Source organism: Mucilaginibacter sp. A5337 (assembly GCF_059690695.1).
In genome coordinates this window covers 635,794-652,662 of sequence record NZ_JCAWEC010000005.1, presented here as the reverse complement: position 1 = coordinate 652,662, position 16,869 = coordinate 635,794, and the positions used below count along the sequence as shown (strand labels likewise).

General features: G+C 41.8%; 18 protein-coding genes. 13 read left to right on the top strand and 5 right to left on the bottom strand.

Features of this window, described 5'->3' with window-relative positions; translation table 11 throughout:
• Nucleotides 1-41 precede the first annotated feature (41 nt).
• The 10 genes from pbpC (at nucleotide 42) to AC59JO_RS19855 (ending at nucleotide 11,620) form a co-directional block, all read left to right on the top strand.
• Nucleotides 42-2,330 (top strand): penicillin-binding protein 1C, encoded by a 2,289-nt coding sequence (pbpC, locus tag AC59JO_RS19900; RefSeq protein ID WP_497307414.1) that lies wholly within the window; start codon nucleotides 42-44, stop codon nucleotides 2,328-2,330.
• Nucleotides 2,331-2,428: 98 nt separating this feature from the next.
• On the top strand, nucleotides 2,429-3,136 hold the full coding sequence (locus AC59JO_RS19895) for a 3'-5' exonuclease (protein WP_497307412.1): 708 nt from the start codon (nucleotides 2,429-2,431) through the stop codon (nucleotides 3,134-3,136).
• Nucleotides 3,136-4,833 carry an ABC transporter ATP-binding protein gene (locus AC59JO_RS19890; RefSeq protein WP_497307410.1) on the top strand — a complete coding sequence of 566 codons (1,698 nt, stop codon included), beginning with the start codon at nucleotides 3,136-3,138 and terminating at the stop codon, nucleotides 4,831-4,833. The genes AC59JO_RS19895 and AC59JO_RS19890 overlap by 1 nt, the downstream gene beginning before the upstream one ends.
• 76 nt (nucleotides 4,834-4,909) lie before the next feature.
• A complete protein-coding gene (gene rnr / locus AC59JO_RS19885; RefSeq protein ID WP_413667628.1) occupies nucleotides 4,910-7,048 on the top strand; it encodes a ribonuclease R in 2,139 nt (712 codons plus the stop codon).
• Between the two features lie 101 nt (nucleotides 7,049-7,149).
• Nucleotides 7,150-8,124 carry a polyprenyl synthetase family protein gene (locus AC59JO_RS19880; protein WP_497307408.1) on the top strand — a complete coding sequence of 325 codons (975 nt, stop codon included), beginning with the start codon at nucleotides 7,150-7,152 and terminating at the stop codon, nucleotides 8,122-8,124.
• A 13-nt stretch (nucleotides 8,125-8,137) separates the two neighbouring features.
• Complete coding sequence (locus AC59JO_RS19875) at nucleotides 8,138-8,527, top strand: energy transducer TonB (protein ID WP_413667626.1); 390 nt, start codon at nucleotides 8,138-8,140, stop codon at nucleotides 8,525-8,527.
• A gap of 33 nt (nucleotides 8,528-8,560) precedes the next feature.
• Nucleotides 8,561-8,956, top strand: coding sequence for an energy transducer TonB (locus AC59JO_RS19870; RefSeq protein ID WP_413667625.1), 396 nt, complete (start codon nucleotides 8,561-8,563; stop codon nucleotides 8,954-8,956).
• A 6-nt stretch (nucleotides 8,957-8,962) separates the two neighbouring features.
• Nucleotides 8,963-10,555, top strand: a complete 1,593-nt coding sequence (locus AC59JO_RS19865) for a M1 family metallopeptidase (RefSeq protein ID WP_497307405.1) — start codon at nucleotides 8,963-8,965, stop codon at nucleotides 10,553-10,555.
• A gap of 58 nt (nucleotides 10,556-10,613) precedes the next feature.
• The gene (locus tag AC59JO_RS19860) at nucleotides 10,614-11,006 is read left to right on the top strand and encodes an energy transducer TonB (RefSeq protein WP_497307403.1); all 393 of its coding nucleotides are present in this window, start codon (nucleotides 10,614-10,616) and stop codon (nucleotides 11,004-11,006) included.
• A gap of 200 nt (nucleotides 11,007-11,206) precedes the next feature.
• The gene (locus AC59JO_RS19855; protein WP_497307401.1) at nucleotides 11,207-11,620 is read left to right on the top strand and encodes an energy transducer TonB; all 414 of its coding nucleotides are present in this window, start codon (nucleotides 11,207-11,209) and stop codon (nucleotides 11,618-11,620) included.
• 66 nt (nucleotides 11,621-11,686) lie between these two features.
• Here AC59JO_RS19855 and rpmA read toward each other — a convergent pair whose 3' ends face one another.
• The 5 genes from rpmA to AC59JO_RS19830 all read right to left on the bottom strand — a co-directional run bounded on the left by rpmA (nucleotide 11,687) and on the right by AC59JO_RS19830 (nucleotide 14,929).
• Entirely contained in the window at nucleotides 11,687-12,106 is a 420-nt protein-coding gene (gene rpmA, locus AC59JO_RS19850) for a 50S ribosomal protein L27 (protein ID WP_413667621.1), read from the bottom strand.
• A 49-nt stretch (nucleotides 12,107-12,155) separates the two neighbouring features.
• Entirely contained in the window at nucleotides 12,156-12,464 is a 309-nt protein-coding gene (rplU, locus tag AC59JO_RS19845; protein ID WP_090467954.1) for a 50S ribosomal protein L21, read from the bottom strand.
• Between the two features lie 75 nt (nucleotides 12,465-12,539).
• A complete protein-coding gene (locus tag AC59JO_RS19840) occupies nucleotides 12,540-13,046 on the bottom strand; it encodes a hypothetical protein (RefSeq protein WP_497307398.1) in 507 nt (168 codons plus the stop codon).
• A gap of 61 nt (nucleotides 13,047-13,107) precedes the next feature.
• Nucleotides 13,108-13,473 (bottom strand): four helix bundle protein, encoded by a 366-nt coding sequence (locus AC59JO_RS19835; protein ID WP_413667619.1) that lies wholly within the window; start codon nucleotides 13,471-13,473, stop codon nucleotides 13,108-13,110.
• A gap of 82 nt (nucleotides 13,474-13,555) precedes the next feature.
• Nucleotides 13,556-14,929: a dicarboxylate/amino acid:cation symporter gene (locus tag AC59JO_RS19830; protein WP_413667618.1), complete on the bottom strand. Its 1,374-nt coding sequence runs from the start codon at nucleotides 14,927-14,929 to the stop codon at nucleotides 13,556-13,558.
• Nucleotides 14,930-15,201: 272 nt separating this feature from the next.
• On the opposite strand from AC59JO_RS19830, the gene AC59JO_RS19825 reads away from it, so the two are divergent.
• The 3 genes from AC59JO_RS19825 to AC59JO_RS19815 are packed head-to-tail and all read left to right on the top strand — an operon-like array spanning nucleotide 15,202 to nucleotide 16,845.
• Complete coding sequence (locus AC59JO_RS19825; RefSeq protein ID WP_497307396.1) at nucleotides 15,202-15,729, top strand: hypothetical protein; 528 nt, start codon at nucleotides 15,202-15,204, stop codon at nucleotides 15,727-15,729.
• 41 nt (nucleotides 15,730-15,770) lie between these two features.
• The gene (locus tag AC59JO_RS19820; protein WP_090525007.1) at nucleotides 15,771-16,268 is read left to right on the top strand and encodes an RNA polymerase sigma factor; all 498 of its coding nucleotides are present in this window, start codon (nucleotides 15,771-15,773) and stop codon (nucleotides 16,266-16,268) included.
• Nucleotides 16,255-16,845 (top strand): hypothetical protein, encoded by a 591-nt coding sequence (locus AC59JO_RS19815; protein WP_413667617.1) that lies wholly within the window; start codon nucleotides 16,255-16,257, stop codon nucleotides 16,843-16,845. The genes AC59JO_RS19820 and AC59JO_RS19815 overlap by 14 nt, the downstream gene beginning before the upstream one ends.
• Nucleotides 16,846-16,869 lie beyond the last annotated feature (24 nt).

Here is a 16,869-nt window from a genome sequence, read left to right as displayed (position 1 = left end):
TTTTCTTTTTGCTTGTTTTAACCCTCATATTTTGGTTTTGTTTGCCCAAACCCTTATTTAATAGTCCAACTTCGTACGTAATTGACGATGATCAGGGTCAATTACTTGGTGCATCCATCGCCAATGACGGGCAATGGCGCTTCCCTTACAATGGCAATGTGCCCGAAAAATTCAAGCAATGCATCATTACTTTTGAGGATAAACGTTTTGAACACCATCCAGGCTTTGATATTGTTGCCTTTAGCAGGGCCATCAAACAAAACCTCCGCTCAAAAAAAGTTAGCAGCGGTGGCAGCACAATCACCATGCAGGTGATCAGGCTGGCAACCAAACATAAACGTAACATCTGGAACAAGCTAAAGGAAATTTTCATGGCCATGCGCCTTGAAATAACATATAGCAAAAGCGAGATTTTAGCTTTATACAGCAGTAATGCCCCCTTTGGCACCAATGTTATTGGATTGGACGCAGCATCATGGCGGTATTTTGGCCGCAGTCCTGATAAACTTTCCTGGGGCGAAATGGCAGCTATGGCTGTGTTGCCCAACTCTCCTTCATTAGTTCACCCCGGCCGGAACAGGGCTATTCTGCTCCGCAAACGAAATTCGTTATTGGATAAGCTCCATAAAGCGGGTATTATCGACAGTACCACTGCGGCCCTTGCCCGGTTGGAACCAGTACCCGATAGACCAATGCCTTTGCCCCAGCTCGCCCCGCACCTGCTACAACGCTTTAAAGCAGACCACCAGGCAAATCCCGATGGAGATACGCGCATTACAAGCAGTATCAAATCATCGCTTCAACAGCAGGTAAATGATATCCTGGAGCAGCACCATAGTTTATTAAAAGCGAATGATATCAACAACATAGCCGCCATTGTACTTGATGTTGAAACCGGGGCTACACTCGCTTACGCGGGCAATATAGCCCATCGTGAAGATCCGCAGATGGAAAGCGACGTTGATGTGATTGACGCCCCCCGAAGTCCCGGAAGTACATTAAAACCGCTGCTTTATGCAGCCATGCTACACGATGGCCTGATATTACCCAGCAGCCTTATGCCCGATGTGCCTACCATGATAGCTGGTTACCATCCCGAAAATTTTGACCTGGGTTACGATGGTGCCGTACCTGCATCACGGGCCTTATCCCGTTCGCTAAATGTACCGGCAGTTAAAATGCTGCAGCAATATAAATACGAGCGTTTTTATGATTTTTTGCATAAAGCCGGCATCACCACATTAACCAAGCCTGCTGATCATTACGGACTCTCATTAATATTGGGTGGAGGTGAAAACACGCTTTGGGAATTAAGCGGCGCTTATGCAGATATGGCCCGGGTGCTCAATCATTACAACAAACACAACGGCAAGTATGATGCTGCCGATTTTCATAATCCCGTTTATGAAAAAAAAGAAATTTCTAAACCGGAACTTCAAAAATCAGGATTATTGGACGCAGCTTCCATTTATTATACTTTCCAGGCTATGGAAGAAGTAATGCGCCCCGGCGAGGAAATGCTTTGGCAACAGTTTAGCTCAAGCCAACGTGTTGCCTGGAAAACCGGGACAAGCTTTGGCTTTAGGGATGGCTGGGCCATTGGCGTTACACCCAAATATGTAGTTGGTGTTTGGGTTGGCAATACCGATGGTGAAGGCAGACCGGGATTAACTGGTATTAATACCGCCGCCCCTGCCCTGTTCGAGATTTTCAGACTTCTACCGGTATCGCGCGACTGGTTTGAGATGCCCATGGGCGAAATGGTAAAAATAAATGTATGCAGACAAAGCGGTTATCGTGCAGGACAATACTGCCAGGACATCGAAGAACAATTTGTACCCAAAAGTGGGTTAAAAGCCCCGGTTTGTCCCTACCATCAGTTGGTTCATCTATCTGCCGATGCCAAATGGCAGGTAAACGGTAATTGCGAACCACCGGATAATATCCTCAATAAAAGCTGGTTTGTGCTGCCGCCATCTATGGAATACTATTACAAAGCCAGGAACTACCAATATCATGTGCTTCCACCATTCCGCCCGGATTGTGCCCAGGCCGAAAACGGAAACACCATGGAAGTTATCTATCCAAAAAATGACGCTAAAATATATGTCCCCCTCGAGGCTGACGGTACGCGTGGCCGTATGATCTGCAACGCTGCCCACCGCCAGCCGGGGATGAAAATATTTTGGCATTTGGATGATCAATACGTTGGCGAAACCAAAGACTTTCATCAAATGGCCTTAAATCCGCCTCCGGGTAAACATATCCTTACTTTGGTTGATGGCAATGGCAATACCATCAGCATAGGGTTTGAAATATTGAAGAAATAAAACTCAGTTTTGGCCTTCTTAATTTTTCTGTAAACTAAATCCCTATCGTTATTATCTAATAACATTATCATTATCTTGCTTCCGTAATTTTTAACGGGATGCTTGAACAATACGATCTGCATAATATACTGGTAATTGATATTGAAACTGTACCCCAATACAGCAGTCACGAACAACTGCCCGAAAATTTGCAGGTTTTATGGGACCTTAAAACCCGGCACCAGCGCAAGGACGAACCTGCCGACACCCATTATGAGCGTGCCGGCATCTGGGCCGAGTTTGGTAAAATAGTTTGCATCTCGGCCGGGATTTTTACTGCCGGCAAGAATATAGGCTTGCGGGTAAAATCTTTTGCATCACATGATGAAAAGGAATTGCTTACCAAATTTTGCACCCTACTTTTCAGTCAGCCTGCTAACCTTATTTTATGTGCTCATAACGGTAAAGAATTTGACTTTCCCTATATCTGCCGAAGGTTATTGGTAAACGGTATGCCTTTTCCGCAACAATTACAAATAGCAGGTAAAAAGCCTTGGGAAATTTCCCATTTGGATACCATGGAGCTGTGGAAGTTTGGTGATTATAAACACTATACCTCTTTAAACTTGCTCAGCACTATTTTTAATATCCCTACCCCTAAAGACGATATTGACGGCAGTGACGTTGGTAGGGTTTATTGGCAGGAAAATCAATTAGAGCGAATTTGTGCTTACTGCCAAAAGGATGTGGTTGCCACAGCACAATTATTAAGGCGCTACAGGGGCGAGGAACTGATACCGGATGAATTTATAACCATAGTAGGCTGATGCTTCAAGTAACCGACCTGTCAGTTAGTTTTAAGGGTGGCAAAAGCCAGTTTGCTGCTGTAAAAGGAATTTCCTTTACCCTTGATAAAGGCGAAACCATTGGCATTGTAGGCGAATCAGGGTCGGGTAAATCTGTCACTTCGCTTGCGCTGATGCGCTTGCTGAACGAAGATCAGGCTGTAATTGAAGGCTCGGTGCTTTTAAACGGCGTGTGCCTGTGTAAATTATCAGAAGATGAAATGCAGCATATACGCGGCAACCAGGTGGCCATGATCTTCCAGGAACCGATGACATCGCTTAACCCAGTACTTACCTGCGGCTTTCAGCTTACAGAGGCCATCAGGCTGCATTTGGGGTTAAGCAAAGTCGAAGCCAAAGAAAAAACCATCGATCTGTTCAAAGAAGTCCAATTGCCCCGCCCTGAGGCGATATTTGATAGTTATCCCCATCAAATATCAGGCGGGCAAAAACAAAGGGTAATGATTGCTATGGCTTTGGCCTGTAACCCGGAGATTTTGATTGCCGATGAGCCAACCACAGCGCTCGACGTTACCGTACAGAAAACAATTATTGAATTATTGCATAAGCTCAAAGCCGAACGGCACATGAGCCTGATCTTTATATCTCATGATTTAGGGGTGATCAAAGAAATAGCCGACCGGGTTTTGGTAATGTACAAAGGCGAAATTGTGGAGGAAGCTACGGTAAATGCTCTGTTTGCAAACCCTAAACACCCATATACCAAAGGCTTACTGGCATGCCGCCCTTCGCCGCAACAGCATTTAAAAAAGCTACCTGTTGTAGCCGATTTTCTGAATGAAGATAAACCGGCATTAACCATCGAAAGCATCAGGGAATTATATCATTATCCGGATGTTGAAATTGCTCGAAGAAAACGAAAACTATATGAACAGCAGCCGCTGTTAAAAGCAGAGAAGTTAAATACATGGTTCCCCACAGATACAGGCCTCATTAAGCGGAAAGACCATGTTGTAAAAGCAGTGAACAATGTAAGCTTTGATGTGTACCCGGGCGAAACCTTAGGCCTCGTCGGCGAATCGGGCTGTGGCAAAACCACTTTAGGGCGAAGTATCCTAAGGTTGATTGAACCTACATCGGGCAGGGTTTCTTTTGAGGGTACCGATCTTCGCGGGCTTAAAAAGGACGAATTGCGACAGATCAGGAAGGATATCCAGATCATTTTTCAGGACCCTTATTCGTCATTAAACCCCAAGCTTACTGTTGGGCAATCACTTATGGAACCCTTGCAGGTGCATCAGTTTTACAGCAATGACGCAACCCGAAAGCGTAAAGTAATTGAGCTGCTTGAGCGGGTTAATCTTCAGCCGGCACATTTTAACCGTTATCCTCACGAGTTTTCGGGCGGGCAGCGCCAGCGGATTGTGATAGCGAGAGCTTTAGCGCTTCAGCCTAAATTTATCATTTGCGATGAATCGGTTTCGGCACTTGATGTATCGGTACAGGCCCAGGTTTTGAACCTGATCCGTGAGTTGCAGGAGGAATTAAAACTTACCTATATCTTTATTTCGCATGATCTGGCCGTAATCAAGCATATCTCCGACAGGATGATGGTGATGAACAAGGGCGAAATAGTGGAAACAGGTTATCCTGACGATATTTATTACCGCCCTAAAGAAGAATATACTAAAAGGCTGATAGCTTCGATACCGGGTTGATTAACCTATCATATAGGGGGCAATACAACAAGCTGTACACCCCAAAATTCAGTATCTTTGATGCAAATTCTATTCTATGTCTAAACACAAGAAAAACAACTCTTCTATACACCAGGTACTTGCCCAAATGGTACTTGATATATTTGAACAAAACGGCAATACGCCACTCAACTATAAACAGGTTTCTGCTAAATTAAACGTGCGTGATCCCGAATCGCGCGAGATCATCTATGAGATCTTAAAAGACGAGGTAAAAAAATCTGTTCTAAAAGAAATTTCTCCGGGCAAATTCCAACTGCTCGAACTTAAGACCTTTATCGAAGGCATAGTTGATCTTACCAACGATGGTTCGGCTTTTATCGTTACTGATGACGAATTTGAGAGCGACATATTCATCGCTCCGCGTAAACTCCGCACTGCCCTTAATGGCGACCGTGTTAAGGTGTATGTATATGCCAAAAGCAAGGGCAAACATAAAGAGGGTGAGGTTATCGAAATCCTCCAGCGCGCCAAGATGGAGTTTACCGGTATCGTTAAACTCTCTGAGCGCTATGCCTTTTTCATCCCCGACGACCGCAAGATGATGCATGATATTTTTATCCCTATCTCCGAATTGAACGGGGCTAAAAATGGCATTAAAGCTGTAGCTGAAATTACCGACTGGCCAACCGAGGCTAAAAACCCTATAGGCCGTATCAAACATATTTTAGGGGCACAGGGTGAAAACGACACGGAGATGAACGCCATCCTGGCCGAGTATGGCTTTCCGCTGGCATTTCCGGCCGAGGTAGAGCATGATGCCGAAGAAATCTCAGACGTAATAACTTCTGAAGAAATTGCTAAACGCCGCGATTTCCGGAATATCACAACCTTTACCATCGACCCATTTGATGCCAAAGACTTTGACGATGCCTTATCCTACCGTGTGCTGGACAATGGCAATTACGAAGTAGGTGTTCACATTGCCGATGTATCGCATTACATCATCCCCGATTCGGCTTTGGATAAAGAAGCTTTGGACCGGGCAACGTCGGTTTACCTGGTTGACAGGGTAATCCCGATGTTGCCTGAAAGGCTATCAAATGGCCTTTGCTCCCTTCGCCCTAAAGAAGAAAAACTTTGCTTTTCGGCCGTTTTTGAAATGGATGAAAATGCCAATATCATTACCGAATGGTATGGCAAAACAATCATCTATTCGGACAGGCGCTTTACCTACGAAGAAGTGCAGGAAATAATAGAAACCGGTGAGGGTGATTTTAAAGAAGAAATATTTAAGCTAAACGCACTGGCTTATAGGCTGCGCGACCGTAAATTTAAAAACGGGGCTATCAGCTTTGAAACCACCGAGGTTAAATTCAAGCTGGATGAAACCGGCAAACCAACGGGCGTTTATGTGAAAGAGCGTAAGGATGCCCACAAACTCATTGAAGATTTTATGTTGCTGGCTAACCGTAAAGTAGCCGAGTATGTAAGTAAAATGGGCAAGGGCAAACACAGATACACTTTTGTATACCGTGTACACGATTCACCTAAGCCCGATGCACTGGCCAATTTTGCCCAGTTTGCGGCAAGGTTTGGTTATAAGATCAATACCAAATCTGACAAGGAAACGGCCAAATCGCTCAATTACCTGATGGAGGATGTGGAAGGCAAGAAAGAACAGAACGTGTTAACACACCTCGCCATCCGCTCAATGGCCAAGGCTATTTATACTACGAAAAGCAGCAGTCATTACGGTTTGGCTTTTGACCATTACACACATTTTACCTCGCCAATTCGTCGTTATCCGGATGTGATGGTACACAGGTTATTGTTCCATTATTTGAACGGCGGTCAATCGGCCAATGCCGAGTTTTATGAAAAACTTTGCTCGCACAGCTCATTAATGGAGAAAAAAGCGGCAGATGCAGAACGTTCTTCAGTAAAATATAAACAAGCTGAGTATCTTCGCGACCAGGTTGGCAACACCTTTATGGGCATCATATCGGGTGTTACCGAATGGGGTATGTATGTAGAGATCATTGAAAACAAATGTGAAGGCATGATTCGCCTGCGTGATATTTCGGATGATTTTTATACTTTGGACGAGAAAAATTATGCCATCATCGGTCAGCGTAAAAAGAAAATTTACCAGTTGGGCGATGAAGTAAAGATCAAAGTAAAACAGGTTGACCTAACCAAAAAACAGATAGATTTTATATTGGTACAAGAATAATGAACCATGATTTACTTGATTTTAAGATTACTTGATCAAAAAAACTTGCTAATCGCATCAGGAAATTCTAAAATCAGGCAAATCAAGGTTCCCCTAAATAAATGAAACAACTTACAGAGTTACAGTTACTAATAAATGATGCAGTAGGTAAATTAAGCTACCCGGCTTATCCGGCCGATTTGTACGAACCGATAAGCTATATTTTATCTATTGGCGGCAAACGAATGCGCCCAGCCCTGCTCCTGCTGGCCTGCGATCTTTTTGGCGGCGACGTTGATAAAGCTATTGAGCCTGCACTGGCTATAGAGGTATTCCATAACTTCACGCTGATGCATGATGACATTATGGATAAAGCTCCGCTACGCCGTGGCAAAGCAACCGTTCATGAAAAATGGAACACCAATGTGGCTATCCTTTCGGGTGATGCCATGATGGTTGAAGCCAACCGCATGATGATGAAGGTTGATGACAACATTTTGCGCAAGGTACTTGATGTTTTTAACGATACTGCAACCGGTGTGTGCGAAGGCCAGCAGATTGACATGAGCTTTGAGCAGCGCAACGACGTAAGTATTGAAGAGTATATCAACATGATCCGCCTTAAAACAGCAGTATTGCTGGGCGGCACTTTAAAAATAGGATCTATTATTGGCGGCGCAGCTTTAACCGATGCCGATCTGATTGATGCCTTTGGCGTAAACCTGGGCATAGCCTTCCAGTTACAGGATGATATACTGGACGTGTACGGCGATCCTGAAAAGTTTGGCAAACAGGTTGGCGGCGATATCATTTCTAATAAAAAAACCTTTTTATTGATCCGTGCGCTTGAACTGGCTAAGGACAATCAAGCACAAACATTAAGTAATTGGCTAAACGCTACCGAATTTGATAGTGTTGAAAAGGTTAAAGTAATAACTGGTATATACAATGAGCTTAATATCAGGCAACACGCAGAAGAAGCCATGCAAACTTATGCTGACAAAGCATTTGCTGCCCTTGACGCCATTAATTTACCTGAAGGCCATAAGCAGTACCTTCACGATTTTGCGGATGGCTTGCTGGTGAGGGAGAATTGATTTATATTTAAGGATGAAGAAATTTCTACCCATCCTTATCATCCTTATTTGTTCAATAAGCGTTAAAGCTCAAAAACTTACCCCGCCGCATTTTCGTGGTGGCGATAAAGCTTTTCATGGTTTTTTGAACAAAAACTTAAAATGGCCTGAAAATGTTAGCGGAGGGGAAGGCATTGTTACCATAAGCTTTTTTGTTGAAAGCGATGGCCGTTTAACCGACGTAAAAGTGGTTAAAGGCATGAGTGATCCATTTAACAAAGAGGCGTTACGGGTAATTAAGCTTTCTGAAAGATGGATACCGGCTATGCGCGATGGTCATTTTATCAAATCAAAATACACCGTACCAATACAATTTTTCACCATGCAGGCAGTGCAGGTTTTAGATAGTACAAAAGTTAATTGACCGTTAGTGTAAATTTCACTTAAGAAAAATTAGATGAAGAAAATTTTACTTACGGCAATTTTCATGCTGGGAATCTCTGCCGCCAAAGCTCAAACAACTGATACAACAAAGACGAAAGAACCTGTATTTACATCGGTTGAACAGGTTCCTGTATTTCCGGGAGGGCTTCGAAAGCTTGCTATGTTCATTGATGAAAATTTTAAATATCCTAAAGGAGAAACAATCGAAGGCAGGGTATATGTTCTATTTGTAGTAGAAAAAGATGGAAGCCTTAGCGATATAAAAATTGCCAAAAGTTTATCTGAAGCTACGGATGCTGAAGCGCTACGACTTATAAAAATGTCTTCCCCTTGGAAACCAGGTACGCGGGGAGGTCAGCCTGTAAGAGTTCAATATGTTTTACCCATTAACTTTAAACATAGCCATTAATATTCTATGAAAAAAGTCCTATTAATTTCTACGTTTCTCTTTCTTGCGGGATATATTCACGCCCAAACCCTGACCTCTGGCGGAAAACTGAAACCCGAGCAAGCCATAATGGACGTGCGCCATTATACCATTTCGCTTGCTGTTAATCCGGAGCAAAAAACCATTGATGGCTTTACCACCATTGATGTGATCATGGCCCAGCCGACCAAAGTTTTACTTTTTGATCTGTTGGATTCATTACACATCAGCAAAGTTTTGGTAAATGGCAAACAGGAACCATTTGAATATAAGAACAACCTTATTACCATTAATACAACCAGAGAACTGCCTGCTGGTAAAGCAAGTGTAAAAGTAATCTACGGAGGTAAACCGCATGTTGCCCGTCGCCCACCGTGGGATGATGGTTTTATTTGGACCCGCGATTCAACCGGGCACCAGTGGATGGCAATCACCGCCGAAGGTACAGGTGGCAAATTGTATTTCCCTTGTAAGGATCACCCGTCCGACGAACCTAATGAGGGGGTGGATATGTTCATCACCGTTCCCAAAAACCTTGTAGTAGCCGGGCCAGGATTGTTAAAAGGCGTAACTAAACAAAAGGAAACAGCAACATTCCATTGGCAAACCAAATATACCATCAATAATTACAGCATCTTGTTTAATGCCGGTGATTATACAGTTGTGACCCGTCCGTACGCAACCGTTGACGGGCACCAGGTTCCTATCCAGTTTTATGTATTAAAGGAACATGCCGCCAAAGCCGAACATCACCTGGATATTTTTGTAAAAACTATCAAAGAACAGGAGAAATACTTTGGCGAATATCCCTGGGCAAAAGAAAAGATAGGCATTGTTGAAACCCCTCACCTGGGCATGGAGCATCAAACAATGAATGCTTATGGCGCCAAATTTAAATATACCAAAGTCGGCGGTGAAGATTATGACGGCCTGATGCACCATGAGTTTGGTCACGAATGGTGGGGTAATAAAGTAACTGCTAAAGATTGGGCCGATTACTGGATCCACGAAGGCATTTGTACCTATGGCGACGCACTGTATGTAAGGGAATTTGAAGACGAGAAAGCTTATATCAAATTCTTCCAAAATTCAGCACTCTCATTCGGCAATAAAATCCCGCTTGTTATCGGGAAAGACATCGATGAAGAATCGGCCTATAATGGCGATATCTACGGTAAGGGCGCATTCTTTATGCACACACTCAGGTATATTATGGGCGATAGCACCTTCTTCCCTGCCCTTAAAGGTTTCGTTACCGATCCGCGTTATACTTACAGCAATTTGGCAAGTACTGATGATGTGATGCAGTATTTCAGCAAGGCAGCGGGCCGGGATTTGAAGCCGTTATTCGATCTGTATATCTATTCCATCAACAAACTGGAAGTACACATAAAAGCCCAGCGAGGCGATAAATACCAGGTTCAGTTGTTAAACATCGATATGCCATTGCCAATTGATATTACGGCAGATGGCGTGACCAAACGTTATATACTTGATAAAAAAGGCATCACCATAATCAGCAAGACAATGCCGGTTATTGATCCGGATACCTATTATTTGAAGAAACTGATCATTGAATAAAATAAAGTTCTACTATCTCAAGATGAAACATGTCCTACTTATCACATTTCTATTTGTAATGTTATTATCCACCGTTAAAGCGCAAACAGCGAAGATAGACACCTCTGTTTATACTGAGGTTGAACAACTTCCGGAATTTCCTGGTGGTACTAAAAAACTTAAAGAGTATATATCGAATATTATAAAAAAGGCCCCGCTTAAAGACCAGCCTTCGGGATTAGTTATTATTACCTTCGTTATAGAAAGGAATGGCAGTGTAACCAATACCCATGTAACCAAAGAATTAACTGCTGAAACTGATTCGCTTGCCGTCGACATAGTAAAAAGAAGCCCTAAACGGAAACCAGCTCAGCAAAATGGCCAAACCGTACGTTGTCTGTACTCTGTACCAGTATCATTTGGAAAGGGTAACGATATGCCGGTTGCTGTAAAAGAGATAAAAGAGCGATAATTTCAAATATCATATTTGGCGCAAGTGTTGTACGGCGATTACGGGAATGAATATTTGTACCTTCCAATAAAGCACAAGTCTGCCACCACACATTTCTCCGCTCAAGACTTGCGCTGAAGAACATATCAATAACAAGCAAAAACATGCCAATTATCAACCCAGATACTTATTATGTAAAGAAATTGATCATTGAATAATCTATGAAGTACCTGTCTGTATTTGGTTTGATTATGCTTCCTTTTGTTGTTTTTGCCCAAAGCAAAACAACAAAAGCGAGAATCAAACCTGATACAACTGTTTATACGAAAGTTGACGAGATACCTGAATTTCCCGGAGGATTGGAAAAATTGGGTGCTTATCTTTCAAAGATGAAAATGCCCGCCTTAGATACAACTGAAAATACCCAGGGCCGGGTTATCATACAAATGATTGTAGAAAAGGACGGAAGTTTGACCCATGTTAAAGCAATTCGTGGTAGGAATAGCGCAATGGATAAGGCTTACATCGAATACATCCGCAGATCGCCTAAATGGAAGCCAGGGCTTATTCATGGCAAACCGGTTAGAGTAGTATACAGTATACCTATTAGTATTAATTTCGCTTCTGACGAATAAGCACAAAACAAAAAATCCCGATCAAAACTGACCGGGATTTTTTATATCCTAATATTTGTTAACTGATTACTCAGCTACAGTTTCTTCAGCAGCATCAGCAGCTTCTTCTTTTTTAGCTTTTGGTGCAGCAGCTTTCTTTGCTTTTGGAGCTTCTTCAGCAGCAGGAGCTTCAACAGCTTTAGCTTCTTTTTTAGCTTTTGGTGCAGGTGCAGCTACTTCTTCAGCTTCAGCCTCAAACGGAACTACTGAAACGTATGAACGGTTATCAGCTTTCTTTTTGAAAACTACGATACCTTCGGCCAGTGCAAATAAAGTATGATCTTTACCAAGACCAACGTTTAAGCCTGGGTTGTGTTTTGTACCACGCTGACGTACGATGATGTTACCTGCGATTGCTGGCTGACCACCGAAAATTTTGATACCTAAGCGTTTGCTATGTGACTCACGACCGTTTCTTGAGCTACCGGCCCCTTTCTTATGTGCCATTTTTTATATCTTTTATGGAATTGCAGAACAACTCCGGTTCAACCTTTAATTATAATGTAATACCGGTGATCTCGATTTTGGTAAATTGCTGACGGTGACCGTTTTTCTTTTTGTAACCTTTTCTTCTTTTCTTTTTGAAGATGATTACTTTATCACCTTTTAAATGTGACACGATCTTAGCCGATACTTTAGCACCTTTCAAATCAGAACCTAATTTGAATTTACCTTCGTTTTCTGCTAACAATACACTGTCAAATTCAATACTAGCGCCTTCATCGCCTTGTAACCTGTGTACAAAGATCTGCTGGTCTTTGGCAACTTTAAATTGCTGTCCTGCTATACTTACTATTGCGTACATGTTTGTTAAATATTGTTTTAAATTTCGAGGTGCAAATATAGGGATTGATTATTTAATAAACAACATCCCAATATTTTATTTTTTACCGCGATCTTCAACATCAGTAAGTTTCTTCTTTATCTCGTCTATCAACCGCTGATTGGCATCAATCAGTTTAGGGTTACCAAAATAATCTGTATCGAAAATCACGCGCTTGGTTTTTTTCTTGTATTTAAACTCAATGATATATCTAACAGCTTTTTTTGAAGCCGCGGCCGATGTATCACCAATTTCTTTCGACGGAAAATCCCAAAAACCGAGGTCGGCGGCCTTGCGGTGCAAGTATAGCAGATCATCTTTGGTTAAACGCAAATGCTCTTTCACCAGCGAATCTCGTTTGTCGAGGTACTGAAACATGCCGGTATGCGAATCATATTTATTAACAAGGCTATCCTTATAACCATATTGAAAGCTGATCGATTCGAAATCAACGAAACGGTAAGGTGCATTCTTGATCATCATACCATAATAATAAACGCAGTACAGTATAAACGGCACCACAACAGTCATGATCAGGAATACTTTTTTTAAACGGGGAGACATATATAACTAATTAGTGAATTATTGAATTAGTGAGTTAGTGAATTAAAATCACCGTTAAATTTCATGATACAGTTTTTCTTGATGCTGAAGTGATTTTTAATATCTGAATGGCTTCATCCAATAAAACTGCCAGGTCTGATTGTTTTACAACTTCGGCCTCAATTAATACTTCCATCCAAAATGCTGATTCATCTGCTTCCTCTACAACTGTTGAAAGTTTTGAATGAAATTCGGCTTGGGATCGAGCCCTGCAAGCGGCGCGATAGTTAGCCCCTACCGATGACGAAGATCTTAATAATTGTCTTCCGATAATTTTAGCTTCCTCTGTTTTAGGTAGAGTTTTGAAAAATTTAATATTGTCTACTACGAATTTCTTAGTACGATTTCTAAATTGCTCAGCAAAATCTGTTTTATTTGTATCTTTCATATACTTAACTAATTATTGATAAGGTGATTAAAATGTGATAGGGGAAATTAATAAATCACTAACTCATTAAATCACTAATTCACTAATTAATTCCTTCCCCTTCCCACTTGCTTACTACCGCCGTTGCCATGGCATTACCAAGCACATTGGTAGCCGAACGCCCCATGTCTAACAACGGATCAATACCAATCAACAAAAACAAACCTGCTTCCGGAATATTGAACATAGCCAACGTACCTGCAATTACCACCAGCGAAGCCCTTGGCACACCCGCCACACCTTTACTGGTAAGCATCAGCACCAATAACATCGATAACTGGTGCCCGAATGAAAGATGAATATCATATGATTGCGCAAGGAACAATGATGCAAAAGTCATGTACATCATGGAACCATCCAAATTAAATGAATAACCCAATGGCAACACAAAGCTCACTATTTTATTACTGCAGCCAAATTTCTCCAGTTCTTCCAGTACTTTAGGATATGCTGCTTCACTTGTTGATGTACTGAAAGCTATCAACATGGCATCTTTAATACTGTTAAGTAGCCTGAACACCGGTTTTCTTAATACAATATACCCGGCCAATATAATTACCGACCAAAGTACGATCAGCGAAAAATAAAACTCACTGATAAAAATGCCATAGGTTGAAAGTACACCTATCCCTTGTTTAGCTACTACAGCAGTTATGGCGCCAAATACAGCCAAAGGGGCCATTTTCATAACATAGCCGGTAATCTTCATGATCACGTGGGCAAAGGCGTCCATCGCTTTGATCACAATTTTGCCCTGCTCGCCTATAGCAGCGGTAGCTACGCCAAAAAACAAAGAGAACACCACGATCTGCAGGATCTCGTTATTGGCCATCGCCTCTATAAAGCTTTTGGGAAAAACGTGACCAACAAACTCAGTCAATGACAATGCCGTTTTTTTGATGCCCGTACTTAAATGACTATCAGGAAGCGGCAGGTGCATGGTTTTGCCTGGCTCAAACAGGTTAACCAGCAGCATTCCTAATAATAAGGACACCAGTGTTGCGCTGATGAACCAAAGCATAGTTTTACCGCCAATCCGGCCAACGGCCTTAATGTCCCCCACCTTGGCTACGCCTACTACCAACGTGGTAAACACCAGCGGGGCTACAATCATTTTAATAAGGTTAAGAAAAATTTTGCTCAGGATATTATAAAGCTCAAGTTTATCTTCCCGTGCATCTGTAGCCTGGCTTTGTAGTTTTACCTGGGCTATTCTTTGCAGTTTAAGATCTTTATAAGCCGATGCGGTAGTATCGGATAATGCTTCTATACTTTTGTCGATGCTTTTAATAGTTGCACCGGCAGTGCTAAGCTGTTTATTGAGATCGGCAAAAACATAAGTGTTATAAATATAACCGGCTATCACACCCAATACCAGTGCGATAAAAATGAAGAGCGTCAGTCTGCTTTTTTTCATTTAATTTAATAAGCCTGCAAAACTACAAAATTTACGCGCTGTTTAAACAGGCATAGGAATATTCTATTTTATGATTAAGTTAAATGAAGAAACAAAATTATTGCACCAAAGCAGTCGTGTTTTAATTCCCTCACTAATTATTCGAATTAAAACGAGTTACACGAATGGTTCCCCGTCCGCATTCGTGTAATTAGTTTTAATTTTCTTGAACTGCAAAGGTCATTCGTGAAAAAATATTTAAACAATTAGTAATTTGCCCGCTTATTTACAACATGAGTACCACAACTTACGGATTACAGCATATAAAAAAAGAGATTCAGCACTTGCCTAACGAGCAGCTGGCCGAATTGATGCTCCGTTTGGCGCGCTACAAAAAGGAAAACAAAGAACTCCTTGCCTACCTGCTTTTTGAGGCCCATGATGAAGCCGCCTTTGTTGAAAAGGTAAAGGCCGAAGCCGGGTTCATGTTCAGTCAGCTATCGTCTTTGAGCTACAACGCTGCAAAGGGCATGCGTAAAATACTGAGACTATTAAGTAAGTACACTAAATTCATGGCCTCAAAAGGTGCCGAGATTGAATTATTGATCAATTTTTGCGAAAACTATATCGAATATGCCGACAGGCGTACATCATATAAACCTTTAAGGCTGATATTAACAAGGCAGGTTGAAAAGATCCGTGGGTTGATCAATAAACTCCATGAAGACTTACAATTTGATTACCAGGACAGTTACAATAAATTAATAAGCGATGCCGAGAGCAAGCTGGGCTGGTTTAAAAAGAATGATCATTTGTTGTAACATACAAAGCTTAACATCGTCTAAATATAAAATTAACTGAAGTGGCCAACAAAGAAGCAGCATTCAAGCAGATATATGAAGCTAATTCTAAAAAGATATTCCATCTGTGCTATGGTTATACCGGCGATGACGATGCCGCCAACGACCTGTTACAGGAAACCTTTTTAAAGGTTTGGCAAAATTTAGAGAAATTCCGTAACCAGGCCATGATATCAACCTGGATTTACCGCATTGCTGTAAATACCTGTTTAACCTATTTGCGCTCGGAAAAACGCCAGGCCAAAGACGAACTAACTCCACAATTAGCCGAAACAAAGCGCGAAGAACTATCTGACAAAAACGAGCAGGTAGCCTTACTATACAAGTGTATTTCAAAACTGGAAGAATCAGAAAGGATTATTATAACCATGGTGCTTGATGAGGTGCCGTACCCCGAAATTGCCGAAATTTCGGGCATATCAGAAGGGAATTTGAGGGTGAAAATTTATCGTATAAAACAAAAATTAACGGAGTTATATAACCAGTATGAAAGACTTTGATCATTTGATGTCGGTTTGGCAGGGACAGCCAAAACCAGATCAGCTTTCGGTGGAAGAGGTGCTGAAGCAGGTAAAGAAGGGAATAAGGAGTATAACCCAAAAGTTATACTGGAGCATTGTGGCCATGGTTGTAACCGTAGCTTTCGCTTTCGTCGTCACTTTTTTCCTGGCATTCAAATCTGCAGTTACCACCATCGGGATTTTGATTGTGCTGGTAACCATGCTCATGTACCTTTCATTAATGGTACGCCATTACCACATTTTGAGCAAGCGCGACGCCACCCTTAATCCTGCTGAGTATCTTGACAGTCTTAAGGCATATCAAAAAAACCGCAGCAAGGTTATTGGCTGGTTTTATTATACCTATATACTATTGCTAAGCGCGGGTTTAGCCATGTATTTTATCGAAGTACTTGAACATTCATCGCTTACCTTTAAAATAGTTACCTACACATCAATCGGCATTTGGTTTTTGTTCACCACATTTTACCTTAAACCCCGGATGTTTAAGAACGAGGAAGAAAAATTAAACCTCATGATTGACAGGCTGGTAAGGCTGAAAGAACAATTTGATTGAAGCATTAGTTTTTTAGTTTTGCTT